Consider the following 16,794-nt stretch of genomic DNA (forward strand, 5'->3'; position numbering starts at 1 on the left):
TGGCAACAATAGTTCGCGTAAGGTTATTTTGCAAATGTGATCTTTTTAAGAACATCGACAGCAAATTCTAACTCCTTTTCATTTAACGAAGCAAATCCAAAACGAATAGCATCATGTGTTAAATCGCTGCTTTTGAAATAAGGCATTCCGATGAGTTGTAATCCTAAAGAACTTGCTTTATTAACGATGTTGGCTACCTGGTAATTCTCCTTAAACTTTAACCATAACGCCATGCCTCCCTGCGGCTTTTTAAATTCTACCAGATGGTTAAGTTCACTATTAATCAAGTTTGAAGCAGAGTCGCATCTGTATTCATACAGCTTGTTCGCTTTCATGATAAATCTTGAAAACTCGCCATTCTCCATAAGTGATGCTATTGTTCCTTCCATCAATGCATCGCCCCTTATATCAATTAACATTTTTAATTTAACAGCGCTGTGCAAAAAATTGGGTGTTGAAATCATGTAGCCAAGCCTAAAATTAGATCCAAGCACCTTTGTAAGCGAACCTATGTAAATCACGTTGCCGTCATGAGCCCCGCTGGCTAGCGGTAAATACGGGCTGTACTGATATTGAAAATCGTAATCATAATCATCCTCAATTACAGCCAGCTGGTGTATTCTGATCAATTCCAGGAGCTTGGCCCTGCGCGTGGAGCTTAATGTAACCGTTGTCGGATGATGGTGATGCGGAATAATGTATAATAATTTTATGTTATTTTTTTCCAAAGCATCTGCTATGGCGTCAACATCAGCACCTTCATCATCTACCGGCACAGTTATTAGTTGAGCGCCAAGCTGCATGAAAACAGCATCCGCTAAAAAAAAGTTCGGGCTGGTTACCAAAACCTTATCGCCAGCTTTTATGATTAGTGATGCTGCCAGGTAAATGGCCATTTGCGCCCCCCGTGTAATCATCAGATTTCCCTGCTCAATGTTCAGTCCCCGTGTATCATTCAGAAATGATGACAATGCCTCTTTAATAACCGGGCTCCCATCAATGTTCCAGGTTGCTGTAGATTTTTTTAATGTTTGGTGAGTAAGTAGTCTCCTGTATTCTTGTGAAACCCTTTCAACCGGAAATATATTAACGTCAGGGAAACCATCATCTACAATAACTTTAAATCCGGCAGCTATTTTGGGGAAGGATGGCAGATGCTCCAGTTTATCATAGATAATCGCTGATTCAGCCTTATAACTTGATTTGGATTTACTGGCATAGGTCCGGGGCTTTATAATAGGTAAGAGCGTAGATACCCGATACTCTTTCCTTTCTTTACTAATGAGCCAATCTTCTGCGATAAGTGTGTTATATGCGGCCATGATGGTTTTACGGTGCAAACCCAGATCTGCCGCCAGCAGGCGTGTACTGGGTAATTGCATATCGGGCAGTAATATTCCTTTTTGAATTAACAACACAAGCTGTGAGGCAATTTGCTTGAACACAGCTTCCGGACTGTTTTTATCGATATTTAATAGGGTTTTAAAAGGAAGCATAAATAGTCAAAGTAATTTTTATCACCGAACATCAATTGGGCTGGTCACTCTGATTGGAAAAAGCTGGTACCCGAAGCTATGAACAGTCGTATTTAAGTTTGTACTGTACAAATATATTACAATCGGCAGGATATGATAAACGCTTACGAGATACATTTATCGCGCAGGAAAGGCCGCCCCTTATTTGAATTAAACGATTAAAGAAATGAAGAACTTATTGATTATTAACGCGAGCCCAAGAGTTGAACGTTCGGTCACCAGAAATATGACCAAATTGTTTGTCGACAAATGGATAGAAGCCAATCCCGATCACATGATCTGCCACCGTGAAGTTGGCCAGGAACCTATACCGCACGTATCTGAGCTATGGATCTCAGCGGCGTTTAAATCAGCCGAGCTCAGAACTGAGGCCGAAATCAATGTATTGAAAATAAGCGACAAATACATTGCCGAACTCAAAGCTGCTGACGTTATCGTACTGGGAACGCCGATGTTCAATTGGTCTATCCCAAGCGTGTTAAAAGCCTATTTAGACCAGGTGATCCGGGCTAACGAAACGGTTAAAATGAGGCCTGATGACCCCCAAAACCCGTACAGGGGATTATTGATGGATAAAAAGGTTTATCTGTTTTTTAGCCGGGGAAATGCAGGTTATGAGCAAGGCGAATATTATGCACACATGAATTTTCAAACCGAATACCTTAAAACAGTTTTTAAGATCATGGGGCTTACTGATATCCAGGAAATCGCTTTAAACGGAAGCGCCTTTGATCCGGAAGTGTATGAGCAATCTAAGAAAGATGTTTATCATAAAATAGCCGAAATGGCAGCAAATACAGTGCGTAATTCCTAAAAGATTTTCGCGATAAGCTAATAAGCGATATCAATACTTACGAGTATTGATATCGATAAAAATCAATTGATTGATTTGGCAAAATGGTTGCACGCAAGGAAGTAACCTTTGTTAAGATATAATCTATGTGCCGTATGCAGCGCGTAGCCACTATCAAGATGAATGCTTTTTATACCTTCACTTGCAGCTTGTTCGGCAACATAATCTAATAAGGCACCGGCATAACCTAGTCCTCTGAATTCAGAAAATGTAAATAGGTCATCAACATAGATTATAGGCCCGGTACGTAGTAAGTTCAACTTTCGGTAGCCTATAAATGCCCCAGCTTTTGTATAATCCGCATTGGGAATAAAAACTAATTCAAAGCCTTCATGGTTAATCATCTCAAAAACCTGGTCAACGACCGTTTTCGAATCTAAATTTCCGCGAAACTCAAGGATCGCTTCTTTACAAATTTCAATATCAGCTTTAGTGATAGCTCTTCTGCATTCCATGATTTTTAAATACTTATAACAAAAGTTAATTACAAAATCTTTTTCTTGATATAGTTATCAATACTCCATTTATAATGATCAATGTCCGAAAGCACTAACGCACTACCCGTAAAAACAAAAACAGGGTAGTTAAACGGAGCGCCTATGCTTAAAAAAATTGCCATGCATAAGCCAAATACAAGGGTCAGGATACCCGCACCCAAAGCAACTTCTTTAATTCTGAAGCCTATGATGAGGCATATCCCAAATACAGCTTCTGCAATTGTTGCAAGAAAGCCCATAATATTAGATACTGGCCTGCTTGCAAATGGAATCAGCGTATTAGTATAATCAATAAAGTGTTTCCAGTCGCCCCATGTAGCTCCGCCAGAGCCTTGAGGACCCATGAAACCTAACCTGTCCATTACAGGCATTAAAAAACCAATTCCAAGGGCTAATCTTAAAAAAAGTTGGGCTATTCCCGAGGTGTTTTTCATTTGTTTTTGATTTTAAATCAAAGATAAAACTGGTTTTGTAAAATATCAGGTACCAGTTATTACAATTCAGACGGGCCAGCATTAGAAGTCTCTTTTACTTTTTGTTGCATATGAGTTTAGGGGCCCTGATTGGACATTCTGGAGCCATTGATCATTAAGTTCTGAAATTACGATCAATGAATTCTGCAACTTTAATCATGTTAATTAGTTGATTATCAAGTTCGTTTTCTGCCAATTCAAACACGACCTGATGGTCTAAAGTCTACAGAATGGACTGGTCAAGGCTCCCGCAATCCCCACTCTCAAAAGTAATGACAGGAAAAGTAAACGATATCGTAAAAGATTACTTCAATCGTTTGATAAAATACTAATCGATCATCGTTTTCGAAACAAAGCAGAAAATATTATAGAAATGCTTCAGAAGTGCTACACGATTTTAGTGTTTTTTAAACTCATTTAAATATTTGTACCATTTCTAACTCAAGTCCAAGTCTGCTAATCGCTTCAAATCATAGAAAAAGCGGTTTGTTATATGTAAAGTCTGGACCACAGAAAGAAAAAACCTCGATTCTACGCTGAAATCGGTTTTTTTGTTTTAGAAGTCGAAGGCATTACCCAGTGTCGGGCCACAATTTTATCTTTGTCAAAATTTTTATATGACAGAATTAGCCCCTTGCCCGTCGTGCAAATCAACTTTCACCTATGAAATGGACAACCTGCTGGCTTGTCCTGAATGCGGCCATGAGTGGAGCATGGAAGAAAATATTACTGGTGACCATGAATTTATAGTAAAAGACAGCAACGGCAATATACTGCAAAATGGTGATGCGGTAGTAGTTATAAAAAATCTGCCCGTAAAAGGTTCTTCCCAAAGCATAAAGGCAGGTACGAAAGTCAGGAACATTCGTTTAGTAGATAGCGACCATAATATTGACTGCAAGATTGATGGTTTCGGCGCAATGGCGCTTAAATCCGAGTTTGTCAAAAAAGCATAGCGCAGATTCGGTTGCTTACTTCTACAAAATGCCGCCCTTTTTCTCACTTTTTTAAAGTAATCCATGTTTTAAAGATATCGCTTTTAGTAGTTGACGAATTCAGATAGTATTAAAATAATTAAACCATTTTCAATTCAGGTCTAAATCCGCCAACCGCTTTAAATCATAAAAGAAATGGTTTGTTATAATTAAAGTCTGCACCACAAAAAGCCCTTAGATTAAGTTCTAAGGACTTTTTTATGCCCTACAACCGTTTTCAAGAATAAGAACTATCGAATTTCGCTCTCTTGGGTTACCCAGATATACACCTGGAGTTTAGGTACAAATCCATTTATCGTTCCAATTTATTCATTATTTTAATTAGTATAGAGAATGGAAAACTCACTTGTTTTAACAGCCTATCTGCAAAGAAAACGCCAAATCTTTTACAAGTATTCTATTTATTTAAGAGTTACATTGAATAAAAAGGAAGCTTATTTTCAGCTATTTTAATATAACAACAGATTCTTTACGAATAGGGCAATCTGTTTTTATACTTAAGTTTTCGAAATATTTAAGATTTCTTTTCTGGATATAAAAAACCCGATGAGCTGCCTCATCATCCCGATAAAAACAATTACCCAGGCTATAGCTGAAAAACAAATAAAAATATTGGAAATGGGCAGAATAAACGGGAGATTAAGTGCTTTAGAAAAATTAAAGGTAGCAACGGTGTACATCCCAGCCGGAAAAACGAGTGACCAGTATTGAGGATCATATTTTACAGGAACCTTTTGTATGATATGCCGCCATATAGGCAGTAAAAACAAGATCGGGATCCACCAGGTTGCAAATGCCCAGAAAAAAACAGTAAGACCAGGCAAAAAATATTGAATACCACTTATCCATTCGTAATGATGCGAATACATCAGTAAACGTGAACCCGCGAGCGTTGTAATGGCTACAGCACCCATGTTTATCCAGTAAGGAGGGGTAAGCAGTTCCGCTTTCATGCTTATAAAAAGCCACCGGTATATAATTAATGATATAAATACCATATAGTGCATGGCGCCAATGAGAAAAGCACAAAATGATATAAAAATAATAACGTCTTTATGAACCATCTCACCTGCAATTATGGCCCCGAGCACTGCAACAGATTCGGTTGCCACTACAATAAGCAGCCAGGCTCCGCTTAAACTTGCTTCCACGCCCTGCTTGGGTTCCTTAGCGGTAAGGACAACAAAAAAAGTGTAAGTGATCAGTACCCAGAGCACGATGCCAAACTCCCATAAAAAAATGGCTACGTCTTTATAGGGTGTCATTAAGGCAAACTGATTTCCTAAAACATTATTCGCGGCAACAATGGTTAAAAAAGTAACCCCCCGGGATGAACTGCTTATATCTTTCCATACATCTGCAGGGTATTTTATTACCCGGAGTACGAGCACTGCCCAAAGCAGAATATAAAAAATGACGTTAGCAACCAACATGATGTTGGCCACCTGTTTCATATTATATAAAAAAGCACCGACAGAAACTATTCCGGTTGCCATTACCAAAGCAAAATAACCCGGGAAAAAAGTTTGGAGAGAGTGGCCCGTAATTGGTTCGCCCGGTTTAGGTGGCAGTACTATATGCTGAGCTTCCATATTTATAACGAGGTGGTTAAAAACAGGTATTAATAAAAGGTAATTATTGAAGAATATGCTGTAATGTAATTAAAATCGATACAAGAAACTATTTTTTTGTATTTTTAAATGATTTATTATAGCATAGCATATTATAATAAACAAAAACTAGGAAAAACCCACATCAGAAATAGCAGTATATTTTTTGATGAAAATCTAATCCGGCTTTAGTGAAGCCGGTAATTGCTCAGTTTATAGGATACGATTTATATCATACCTTTTAATACAATTAATAGATGGATATTTCTCTCAATAAAAAGGCTTTATTTATAGCTACCGGAGTTTCCTTGTTGTTAATTTCATTAGTCTTTTATGGCTCCCGCAAGCTTCAAAATTTTGACCCGGCGTTAATTATTTATTTATTCGGAACGGTATTCGCTTTTTTTGGGGTAGTTTACCGTTATACCGTGTGGCTGCAACGGCCGCCTACCTGGATGTATTTTAAACGTACCTGCCAGTTTTTTTTTACGGGGAAGGTATTTTTACATGTTATTTCATTTGCAAAAGAGTTTATACAAAATATAGGTTTCCAAAAGTTTATTTATCCCCGCGGGCGTAGCCGGTGGATAGGACATTTTTTAATGGCAACGGGTTGTACAATGGCCTTTTGCGTTACTTTTCCTTTAACCTTTGGCTGGATAAATTTTACCATGAACCCGGCAACCAGTATAAACCCAACGAGCGTGCACATGTATGAAGCTCATTTCTTCGGGTTCAAGATGTTTGAGTTTGCACTGGGCTCATTTGTGGCATTTTTGATTTTCAAGGCGCTTTATTGGTGTTCCTGGTTAGTTATTGCCGGCGTATTGATATTTATGCGCCGCCGCCTCACCAACGCGGGTTTGGTAGCTACCCAAACATTTGAAGGCGATTTGCTGCCTTTAATATTGCTTTTAGCTATTGCAGTTACCGGTTTAGGCCTGAGTTATGGCTATGAGTACATGAAAGGTATTGCGTATGATTACATGGCTGTAACCCATGCTATAACGGTTATTATGTTTCTGATCTGGATCCCTTTTGGCAAATTTTTTCATATTATACAACGTCCAGCCCAGATAGGCGCTCATATTTACAAAAGAGAAGGTATAAAAAGAGGAATGGCAGTATGCCCTCATACCCACCAGGAATTTGCTACCCAATTACATATAAACGATTTGAAAATTGTAACCAAAGAGTTGGGCTTTGACTTTACACTGGAAGATGGCACATCGCACCTTGATCTGAGTCCCGAAGGGAAGCGCTCAAGACTGGCCATGGCTCATCTTAAAGCCCGGCAACAAAATGGAGGTAACCTTTTCGGTTAATTGACGGAGGTAGCAATTTAACAAGGCATTATACAAAATTTATGGCCCATTTACCAGTTTCGCCCGAAAAGTTAATAGAACAGTTTGGTCCGCATTTAAACTATCCTCCCCGGGAAGGGTTTGCCGGCCGTGATGAGCCTGATAAAGTGGTGAAAACGCATTGTTGTTTCTGTGGAATGCAGTGTGGTATAAAACTATTGGTAAAAAATGATAAGGTTGTTGGTTTTGACCCCTGGGAGGAGTTCCCTTTTAACGAAGGGCGCTTATGCCCGAAAGGGGTGCAACGATATATGCAGAACAATCATCCGGACAGGATTTTGCAGCCATTGCAACGCAAAGAGGGAGTGGGTTTTACTCCGGTTTCCTGGGATGAGGCGATGGAGAAAACGGTGGCCGAAATAAAACGGATACAGGAAAAATATGGAAATGATGCTTTTTCCGTGCTATCAGGAGTTTCACTTACCAATGAAAAAAGTTACCTGATGGGCAAGTTTGCCCGGGTTGCATTAAAAACTGCCAATTTAGATTATAATGGGCGTTTATGTATGGTTAGTGCTGGTGCAGGAAACAAAAAAGCTTTCGGACTTGACCGTACCTCAAATACATATGCCGACCTGGAGAAGGCAGAAGTGATCATTGTAGCCGGCGCCAACATCAGCGAAACCTTTCCGACCCTCACCCATTGGGTTTGGCGGGCGCGGGATCATGGGGCGAAACTGATCGTAGTTGATCCGCGGGTAATTCCACTGGCCAGAACCGCTGATCTGCATTTACCTGTCAAACCAGGAACGGACTCCGCCTTATATGGCGCTATACTTAAATACCTGGCCGATCATGACATGCTTGATCATGATTTTATTGATAATCATACCACAGACTTTGATAAGGCATTGGCAGCTGTAAAGGATTATACGCTGGAATGGGCAGAAGAAATAACCGGCATTGAAAAGGCAAAAATTGAATTGGCGGCACAATGGTGGGGCAAAGCAAAAACAAGTTTCCTGTTGCATGCCCGCGGTATAGAACATCATTCAAAAGGAGTAGACAACGTGCTTGGTTGTATTAATATTGTTCTTGCAACAGGTCGCATTGGGAAACCTTATTGTGGCTATGGTACTATTACAGGCCAGGGAAATGGACAAGGCGGAAGAGAGCATGGCCATAAATGCGATCAACTACCGGGGAACCGCGATATTACCAATCCTGAGCATCGCAAATATATAGCAGGGGTTTGGGGAATTGATGAAAAAGACATGCCTGGCAAAGGCTACACCGCCTATGAACTTATTGAGGCCATTCACCGGGGCGAAGTAAAAGGATTGCTGTCTATTTGTTTTAATCCGTTGGTGTCCCTGCCTAATAATAATTATGTGCGCGAAGCGCTGGAGAAGCTGGAATTTTATGTCAGCATTGATTTCTTTATGAATGAAACCGCCCGTCATGCTGATATTATCCTGGCCGGATCATTACAGGAAGAAGAGGAAGGAACGGTTACTACTGCCGAAGGCAGGGTGGTTCGTATCCGCAAAGCGGTGAACCCGCCGGGGCATGCGCGCAGCGATACATCCATTATATTAGAATTGGCAAAAAGGCTTGGTGCCGAAGATAAATTTACCTATCAGAACAGTGAAGAGTTATTTAATGAACTAAGGGTTGCTTCAAAAGGCGGTACCGCGGATTATTATGGTATCACCTACCAAAAAATTGAAGACACGATGGGCGTTTTTTGGCCTTGCCCTACTTTAAACCATCCGGGGACACCGCGTTTATGGGAGGATAAGAAATTTGCTACCCCCGATGGCAAGGCGCACTTTAACCCGGTGACTTACCGTGACCCCGGTGAAATTACAGATGAAGAATATCCAGTAATATTAACAACCGGCAGGGTTGTATCGCAATATTTAAGCGGAACGCAAACCCGCAGGATTGGCAAATTGGTTGATTTGTATCCTGAACCTAAACTGGAAATACACCCGGAACTTGCGCTGAAATATGGAATTAAACAAAATGAACTGGTGCAGGTAACCACTCGCCGTGGTACAGATGAGTTTCCGGCTAACATTGTAGAAACTATCCGTACCGATACCGTATTTTTACCTTACCATTGGCCTGGCAAAAAGTCGGCAAATCAGTTTACACCGGCAACGCTCGATCCGGTATCAAAAATTCCGGAGTTTAAAGTTTGCGCCTGTAATCTAAAGGCAACAGGTGTTATATCACCGCCATCAACAGCGTCAGGTGCGTATGCAAGTATTTAATAAATTGTAACCTAAAATTATAAATATGCCCGTAACCAATTATAGAACAGATCAGGAGTTCTTTGTAGACATGCAAAGATGTATCGGATGTAAAGCCTGTGAAATGGCTTGTTCAGAATGCGAAACAAACGGACACGAGTCTATGATCCATGTCAATTATATTGACCGTGCGGTTACTGTGCAAACCACCGTTCAGGTTTGTATGCACTGTGACGATCCGGTTTGTGCCAATGTTTGTCCGGCAGATGCTATAACCAAAGATGAATTTGGTGTGGTGCATACGGCTAATACAGCACGGTGTATTGGGTGTTCAAACTGTGTGATGGCATGTCCTTTTGGAGTACCGCAAAAAAAAGAAACGTATGACCTGATGATGAAATGTAATATGTGTTACGACAGAACCAGTGCCGGCAAAAAACCGATGTGCGCCACCGTTTGCCCAACACAAGCATTATATTATGGCACCAGAGAGGAGATCGCGAAAATGCGTCCTAACAGTACGCCTGTAAACAATTTTATTTTCGGGAAAGAGAGTGTGAGCACCAAGGTAAATATTATGATGCCTAAAGGAAGTACCTCATTAATTATAGATTGATATAATTTATGGCAACCGATAAAAAGGACAATCACTGGAAAGAAGATTTTCCGGTGTATCAGCTTGAATCTACCCAGGTAAGCCGGCGTGATTTTGCAAAATTTTTATGCCTCGTATCTGGTGGGTTGGCCGTTGGAAGCGGATATGTTGCTATAAAGGCTAATTTTTTTCCTCCTGAGAAAATTGCAGGCGAACATTTTGTCTGTAAAAAATATGAACTCCCGGTAGGCGGCACCCGCTCGTTTGTTATTGCCGGCAGTACCATTCCTTATATCCTTATTCGCATGGAAAATAATGAGTTCAGGGCATATGAACAAAAATGTACACATTTATCGTGCGCGGTTTTTTATAAACCCGGAAGCGGGAAAATCGAATGTCCCTGTCATAATGGTTTATTCGACGCTTTTACGGGCGAAGTGCTTGCCGGCCCGCCACCCCGGCCGTTACCCCGTTTAGAGGTAGTGATTAAAGGCGAAGAAATATTTGTTAAAGATTTTAAATCTGACAAGGAAAATTCAGAAAGAAGTAATCATTCGGCAACATAAGTCGTCTGCATTATAAAATTATAATTTAGGTTATGAGTAATTTTCGCGAAGCCCAAAATCAGGCACATCCCAATAAAACCAGTACACTTATGCTGGCGCTGATCGTTATATTGATTTTAAATGTGAGTATCCAGATATGGTTATTATATACGGCTTTGAACAACGCGCTGGAAGAAAATGCAGATATCGCTTTTCCTTCCTTTATTGCGTCTTTTGTTCTTTTTTTAATCGGCTTTGGCTGGTTGTACTTTTTGCCGTTGGGTCCACGAAAAATATAGCGATGTTACAATTAAATCGTTACCAAATATGCACCGGGCCTTTGGTTTGCCTGCGCGCCGGCGCACCTGTTAATTAGCCTGGTAGAATTATTTTATGGTTAATAATATACCTGCCGATTTAAGGCTGCCCGAACTGAATTGCACCTGCACACTCCCCGGCTTACCAGAAGTTTGTACATAGGCTAATAAACGCCCGTGCAACAACTTTCTTTGACTTGCCTGGTAACTTTCATGGCTACTATTGCTACCGTTTTCCAGTCCCAGTAATTTACCCGGACCAATAACGGATACTGTTACCTCATCATCAGCAGTAAATACTTGGTTACCATTTTTATCGATAATATACACCTCAATTTGGCTAAGCCCTTTTAATTTATTACTAAATACAATATTGTCAGGTATCGCCTTAAGCTGGTATGGGTCTCCGGCTGTTTTTATAGAGTTGTTGCACACCTCAATGCCATTATTATACCCTTTAACTAAAAGTTCGCCAGGTTGGTAATCCACCTCCCATGAAGGCACGTGCCCCCTTGATGCGCTACGCGATTGTTTTCCCAGCGAACGGCCATTCAAAAACAGCTCCGTTTCCTGACAATTGGTAAAACAATCAACTCTTATTTTACTACCAGGGCTCCAATTCCATACAGGTTCGGCCGTACGATGACTCCAAATACCTTTATCATCAGTTTTTGTAATTTCCCGGGCGCCTACGTAAACCATTGGTTTAGCAGACCAAAGACTTTGCCTATAAAAATATTCAGGCTTTTTAAAGCTAGCTAAATCAATAAGACCAGCTCCATTACTGCGCTGTGGCCATTTCCCTGCTTCGCCAAGGTAATCTATCCCCGTCCACAGATATTGAGCCGAAATGTACTCATTACTATCAACAGCGTTCCAGGCTTGTTGCTGCATTCCATTTTCACTGCCATAAATTATACGGTTGGGATACTTTTTATGATCATCAGCGTAGCGGTATTCCTGGTAATTATAACCTACAACATCCAATACATCTGGGTAACCAACCTCATTCGACATAACTACCCCAGCCAACGCGGCAGTTACCGGACGCGTTTCATCAACTGCCTTTACTGCTTTAACCAATTGTTTGGCTATTGGAGTTAGGTTACTGGCAGCAGGATGATCGGCTAAATAGCCTTTACCGTATATCTGCGGGTTACGCCCGGTATTTAATACTTCATGTGTATAAGGATCATTAGGGTAATCTATTTCATTACCAATACTCCACATGATGATAGAGGGATGGTTGCGAGCTCTCAGCACCATATCACTGATATCACGATTGGCCCACTCTTTGAAATATTCATGATAGCCGTTTTTGGAAGGTGTGCCTACATTCCAGCCTGCCACCCATTTATTTTTTCCTACTTCCCATTCGTCAAAGGCCTCATCCATTACCAAAAAACCCATCTTGTCGCACAAGTCATACAGATAATCAGCATGCGGATTATGGCTGAGCCTAAGTGAGTTTACCCCGGCATCTTTTAATATTTTAAGCCGGCGAACCCAGACCTCCGGCGGAACCGCTACACCAAGGGCGCCTGCATCATCATGGATACATACCCCTGTCAGCTTTGTACTTTTATCATTTAAAAAGAAACCTTTATCCTTATCAAAACGGATGCTGCGGATCCCTACATGTTGTGTTACCTCATCAATCTGTTTGCCGTTACGACTAACCGATACCTGAAGTTTATAAAGGTAAGGTGTTTCTGTATCCCACAACTGAGGAGATGTAATCTGCTGATCAAATTCTAATTCGCGCTTGCCGGTTTTTACCTGTATTTGTTTTTGTAAGGTCGCCGCTATTTTATTCTTATCATTTAACAGGTTCATCTTCACGGTCACATTCGCATTTGCAGACGTACTGTTTGTAACATTTACTTTAACCTTCATGGTAGCCTGACCTGCCGATACCTGAGGAGTGGAAAATGCCACATCCCACAGACCTATATGTACCGGATTTTTAACAACGAGATAAACATTACGATAAATGCCCGAACCTGTATACCATCTTGAATCGGCAAACTCACTGTGATCAACCTTTACTGCTATCGTATTTTTACCTTTTAAATTTAAATAAGGGCTGAGTTCATATTGAAATGGAATAAAACCATTGGGACGTTTGCCTAAATAATGCCCGTTTATCCATACCTCGCTATTTTTATATACTCCGTCAAAATAAATATACACCTGCTTGTCCTGCCATTTGCTACTGCCTGCAAAGCTTTTTTTGTACCATCCTATGCCACCGGGTAAATACCCTGTAGCACTCGCCCATTTGTCACTAAAAGGGCCTTCAATACTCCAATCGTGTGGCAAATCAATCATTTTCCACTGAGTTTCGGAGGCGAGGCCATTAATTCCAGTGCTGATATCGGCATTGTGAAACTCCCAGGCCGAATTAAATAAAACGGGCTTACCTGTACCCTGCGCTCTCAGTGCGCAAGGCAATAATATCAAACATGTAAAAAAAAGGAATAGGTAGATTTTATTTTTCATTAGTGGTAGATATATAATATTCAATTTTTGATAATTCCCGTAAGCGTTATAATAGAGCGTGCCGGAACAACGTTTTCTGCCGTTGATATTTTACCAGCTTTAAGTTCATCAGTTTCTGATGTAAGGTAAGAAGTGTTGAAGTGTATATCAGCAATATTGGTATTAAATATGGTCATTACATCCTCGTGCGTCGGATTGACAATAACAACGGTGAAATTTTTTCCATTTTTAAATGCCGAAACCCGAAGGGCGCTATTTTTTACCGATGAAACCCCGGCATCAACCCGTATAGCACCTGGCCTTACGAACCTGCTATAGTTGCCCATAGCCCAAAGCATTTTACTGACGTAAAAATCACCATCCGTTTTATGCTTATCAACGTAGATGAGGCCGTCCTTATAATCATAGGCAGAAATAGCGGTCCACCATTGCCACGCCGAAGCATTGGCTACAGTAAGATCGGTATGGATCACCGAAGCCAGATAAAGGGCCGCATTTATGCCCAAATCGCGTTTGTTACCGTCTATTTCGCCTGCATTATCACCTAAAATACAATATTCCGACTGCCAGAAATCCAAATCCTTTATTGTCGCTATACTATCGGCCAGCATCCCTCGCGCTTTCAAAGCCGCCGTTGCAGGAGATGTAGTAAAATAACTGTGTGCTGCTATGGTTTTACTTACCCCCGGCAAGTTGCCAATATAATTTGCGGATTCCGGTTTAAAGAAGTCATTTATCTGGTTTCCTTTGCCTGGCTTATCCCCGGCGGTATACAAATAATTAATGCTCCCCGCCTCTCCAATGATAATTTTGGAACCGATTCTATGATTTACAAATTCCTTGCTTATTGCTGTTGCAATACCCGCCATTTCGGTATTGGTATATGGGCAACCTTCTTGTCCGCCATCGCTCCAATCCCACTGTGGCTCATTTATCGGGCTTATATAATCAAATGAAACCGAACTTACCTTCTCCACTCCTTTTACAACATTTGCCAGGAATGTGGCAAAGGCGCCGTATTTATCAGTACCGATGTTAACCTTACCCCCATCTGTATATGCTTTACCGTTTAAGGTATATTGTACCGGCGGACTATTACTAAATCCTAAAAACTGGTTTACTCCTCGGTTTTTGGCTGCCTTTAAAAACCATAGCTGTCCTGCCTGGCTTTCCCAGTTATAACTACCGTTATTATTTAAAAACGACCCGGCACGGCGCCACTCATCTTTAATACCGCTTTGATCTGCCTGTTGGCTGCTGCCTGCGCCTATGTTGAAGCGCCATAATGACAAGCCTATACCCTTTGGCGAACCATTGACGTAATTATCCTGGCTAAAAAGCAGATCAGCAATTTTATTCCGTTTATCATCGGGCCAGTTGCCTACAAACTGGCATGACCATGCATCAGACGCGCCGAAGTTGGCGATGGTTTGATAAGTTTTTGAAAAATCGATGTTAATAGTAACTTCCTTAGTTTGACTGCTTGCTAAAGGTATATTTAGCGCCATAACAACAAATACAGGAAGCAATCTTTTTATAATAAATTTTAGCATAATCAGGGTTTAGATAAAAGGGGAGGAAAACAAGTTCCTCCCCTTTATAATGATGATCAATAACCAGTGTTTTGCTGCAGCTGACCGCCCGATGCCTGGATCTCAGCCCTTGGTATTGGTAACCAATAATGCTTGGTTGCAAAGGCACGACCATCTAATGCTACTTTAGGAGTGTAAATAAAGCTTCCATTACTTTTCGTGATGATTATTCCGCCTGCCGGTTTATTTTCAGTAACCTCCGCAATTTTCCAGCGACGTACATCATAAAAACGATGCTCTTCAAATGCAAGCTCAACACGGCGTTCATAACGTACGGCATCGCGCATTTGCGATTGTGAAAGTCCGCTTGGCAGATCGGGCATGTTAATACCCGGACGAGACCGGATCTGGTTAATAGCGGTACGTGCTGATAAGGTAGAACCTGCAGGAACCGCATCAGGCCCATAAGCTTCATTGGCAGCTTCGGCAAAATTTAATAGTATTTCGGCGTAGCGGAAATATATCCATGGCTGGAAGCCAGCATTACCCCATGGGTTTTGAAGCGGATAAGCATCATTCATGAACTTTTTAAGATAATAGCCGGTTTTGGTAGTATTCCAATTATCAGGCCCATCTTTACTATCTTTTCCACCTGGTATAAAGGTCTCAATAGTTTGGCCTCTGTAAGTAGCGCCGTTGTACAATACAGTAGCGGAAAATCTCGGATCGCGGTGTACATATGGGTTGTTAGCATCGTATCCCGAAGTTGGGTCGGTTATAGATTTGCCATTATCCATTTCATAATCATCAACCAGGTTTTGAAGAGGGGTATTACCGGCCCAGCCACCATAACCGTTTGGCCCATTGGCTATTTCAAGATGCGTGTGATTTGCGTTTTTGGTGTACAGACGAGCAAAAATAGTTTCGTTGGTTTCATTTATCAAAAACAGGTTGTTATATCCGCCGGTATATATGCCATATTTATTCAGGCTGATAACTGCCTGTGCCGCGGTTACCGCGCTTGCCCAGGTGCCTGCATTGTACAATGGGCTTGCCGCGTAAAGCAACAGTCTTGATTTTAAAGCCAGCGCCGCCCCTTTAGTAGCACGACCTAAAAGCCAGGCACCATCATTATTTACAGGAAGTTTTGACGCGGCATCATCAAGCTGTGCAACAGCATAATCAATACTTTCCTTAATACTTACCCTTTTAAACAGTGATGCATCCTGTAAGTTATCGGTAAGATTAGTCACTTTGTCGCTCATTAAAACAATACCACCGTAATTGCGGATGAGGTCCTGATAGCGGAAAGCCCTTATAAATTTCAGTTCGCCTTCAATACGGGTTTTATGTGCCGGACTAAGCGGCATGTTTGGCAAAATGCTTAAAGCGTAATTGCACTCCCTTATACTTCTGTAGCTGCGTCCCCAAAGTACACCCGCGCCCCCTAAATTTTCCGGAGCAAGTTGTCCTCTTTGCACAAGCCAGGTCGCGTCGTCATTATTATAGATAGACTCATCAGTAAGTGAGCTCCACATACTGTATTCAAATCCGCGGCCAAAACCTGGGTTTGAGCCGTCACCTTCTTTATCTTGTAACCGCTCGCCAATATACCTGTTAGTTACAAATGCCTCGAAAACTGCTGTATCCGATTCTATGGCCGACGTTGCTATCCTATCCGTTGGCTGTACATTTAAAAGATCTTTTTTACATGCTGTTATGCTGAGCGTACCGCCAATCATAAAATACAGCAAGGTTTTATATTTTAGTTTCATTAT

At 41.2% G+C, this 16,794-nt stretch carries 14 protein-coding genes; 7 read left to right on the forward strand and 7 right to left on the reverse strand.

The features are described 5' to 3' along the window. Positions 1-23: 23 nt before the first annotated feature. Entirely contained in the window at positions 24-1,496 is a 1,473-nt protein-coding gene (locus SNE25_RS27950; RefSeq protein ID WP_321562308.1) for an aminotransferase-like domain-containing protein, read from the reverse strand. 205 nt (positions 1,497-1,701) lie between these two features. Between SNE25_RS27950 and SNE25_RS27955 the strand changes: the two genes are divergently transcribed. Next, the gene (locus tag SNE25_RS27955) at positions 1,702-2,349 is read left to right on the forward strand and encodes an FMN-dependent NADH-azoreductase (protein ID WP_321562309.1); all 648 of its coding nucleotides are present in this window, start codon (positions 1,702-1,704) and stop codon (positions 2,347-2,349) included. A gap of 62 nt (positions 2,350-2,411) precedes the next feature. Here the strand turns inward: SNE25_RS27955 and SNE25_RS27960 are convergent, their stop codons facing one another. Continuing rightward, a complete protein-coding gene (locus tag SNE25_RS27960) occupies positions 2,412-2,843 on the reverse strand; it encodes a GNAT family N-acetyltransferase (RefSeq protein ID WP_321562310.1) in 432 nt (143 codons plus the stop codon). Positions 2,844-2,872: 29 nt separating this feature from the next. Then, positions 2,873-3,319, reverse strand: coding sequence for a DoxX family protein (locus tag SNE25_RS27965; RefSeq protein WP_321562311.1), 447 nt, complete (start codon positions 3,317-3,319; stop codon positions 2,873-2,875). Positions 3,320-3,975: 656 nt separating this feature from the next. Here SNE25_RS27965 and SNE25_RS27970 point away from each other — a divergent pair. Next, complete coding sequence (locus SNE25_RS27970; RefSeq protein WP_321562312.1) at positions 3,976-4,314, forward strand: zinc ribbon domain-containing protein YjdM; 339 nt, start codon at positions 3,976-3,978, stop codon at positions 4,312-4,314. 536 nt (positions 4,315-4,850) lie between these two features. On the opposite strand, the gene SNE25_RS27975 is transcribed toward SNE25_RS27970, so the two are convergent. Further along, the gene (locus SNE25_RS27975) at positions 4,851-5,945 is read right to left on the reverse strand and encodes a tellurite resistance/C4-dicarboxylate transporter family protein (RefSeq protein ID WP_321562313.1); all 1,095 of its coding nucleotides are present in this window, start codon (positions 5,943-5,945) and stop codon (positions 4,851-4,853) included. Between the two features lie 275 nt (positions 5,946-6,220). Here SNE25_RS27975 and SNE25_RS27980 point away from each other — a divergent pair, with 275 nt between their 5' ends. The 5 genes from SNE25_RS27980 to SNE25_RS28000 are packed head-to-tail and all read left to right on the forward strand — an operon-like array spanning position 6,221 to position 10,964. Next, a complete protein-coding gene (locus SNE25_RS27980; protein WP_321562314.1) occupies positions 6,221-7,288 on the forward strand; it encodes an MFS transporter in 1,068 nt (355 codons plus the stop codon). A 41-nt stretch (positions 7,289-7,329) separates the two neighbouring features. Then, positions 7,330-9,546 (forward strand): molybdopterin oxidoreductase family protein, encoded by a 2,217-nt coding sequence (locus tag SNE25_RS27985; protein WP_321562315.1) that lies wholly within the window; start codon positions 7,330-7,332, stop codon positions 9,544-9,546. Positions 9,547-9,571: 25 nt separating this feature from the next. Next, a complete protein-coding gene (locus SNE25_RS27990; RefSeq protein ID WP_321562316.1) occupies positions 9,572-10,141 on the forward strand; it encodes a 4Fe-4S dicluster domain-containing protein in 570 nt (189 codons plus the stop codon). An 8-nt stretch (positions 10,142-10,149) separates the two neighbouring features. Next, positions 10,150-10,686: a Rieske (2Fe-2S) protein gene (locus tag SNE25_RS27995; protein ID WP_321562317.1), complete on the forward strand. Its 537-nt coding sequence runs from the start codon at positions 10,150-10,152 to the stop codon at positions 10,684-10,686. Positions 10,687-10,718: 32 nt separating this feature from the next. Further along, complete coding sequence (locus SNE25_RS28000) at positions 10,719-10,964, forward strand: DUF6755 family protein (RefSeq protein ID WP_321562318.1); 246 nt, start codon at positions 10,719-10,721, stop codon at positions 10,962-10,964. An 87-nt stretch (positions 10,965-11,051) separates the two neighbouring features. Here the strand turns inward: SNE25_RS28000 and SNE25_RS28005 are convergent, their stop codons facing one another. The 3 genes from SNE25_RS28005 to SNE25_RS28015 are packed head-to-tail and all read right to left on the reverse strand — an operon-like array spanning position 11,052 to position 16,791. Beyond that, a complete protein-coding gene (locus SNE25_RS28005; protein WP_321562319.1) occupies positions 11,052-13,484 on the reverse strand; it encodes a sugar-binding domain-containing protein in 2,433 nt (810 codons plus the stop codon). Positions 13,485-13,504: 20 nt separating this feature from the next. Beyond that, a complete protein-coding gene (locus tag SNE25_RS28010) occupies positions 13,505-15,037 on the reverse strand; it encodes a glycoside hydrolase (RefSeq protein ID WP_321562320.1) in 1,533 nt (510 codons plus the stop codon). Positions 15,038-15,093: 56 nt separating this feature from the next. Next, entirely contained in the window at positions 15,094-16,791 is a 1,698-nt protein-coding gene (locus tag SNE25_RS28015) for a RagB/SusD family nutrient uptake outer membrane protein (protein WP_321562321.1), read from the reverse strand. Positions 16,792-16,794 lie beyond the last annotated feature (3 nt).

Source organism: Mucilaginibacter sabulilitoris, assembly GCF_034262375.1.
Classification (GTDB): Bacteria; Bacteroidota; Bacteroidia; order Sphingobacteriales; family Sphingobacteriaceae; genus Mucilaginibacter; species Mucilaginibacter sabulilitoris.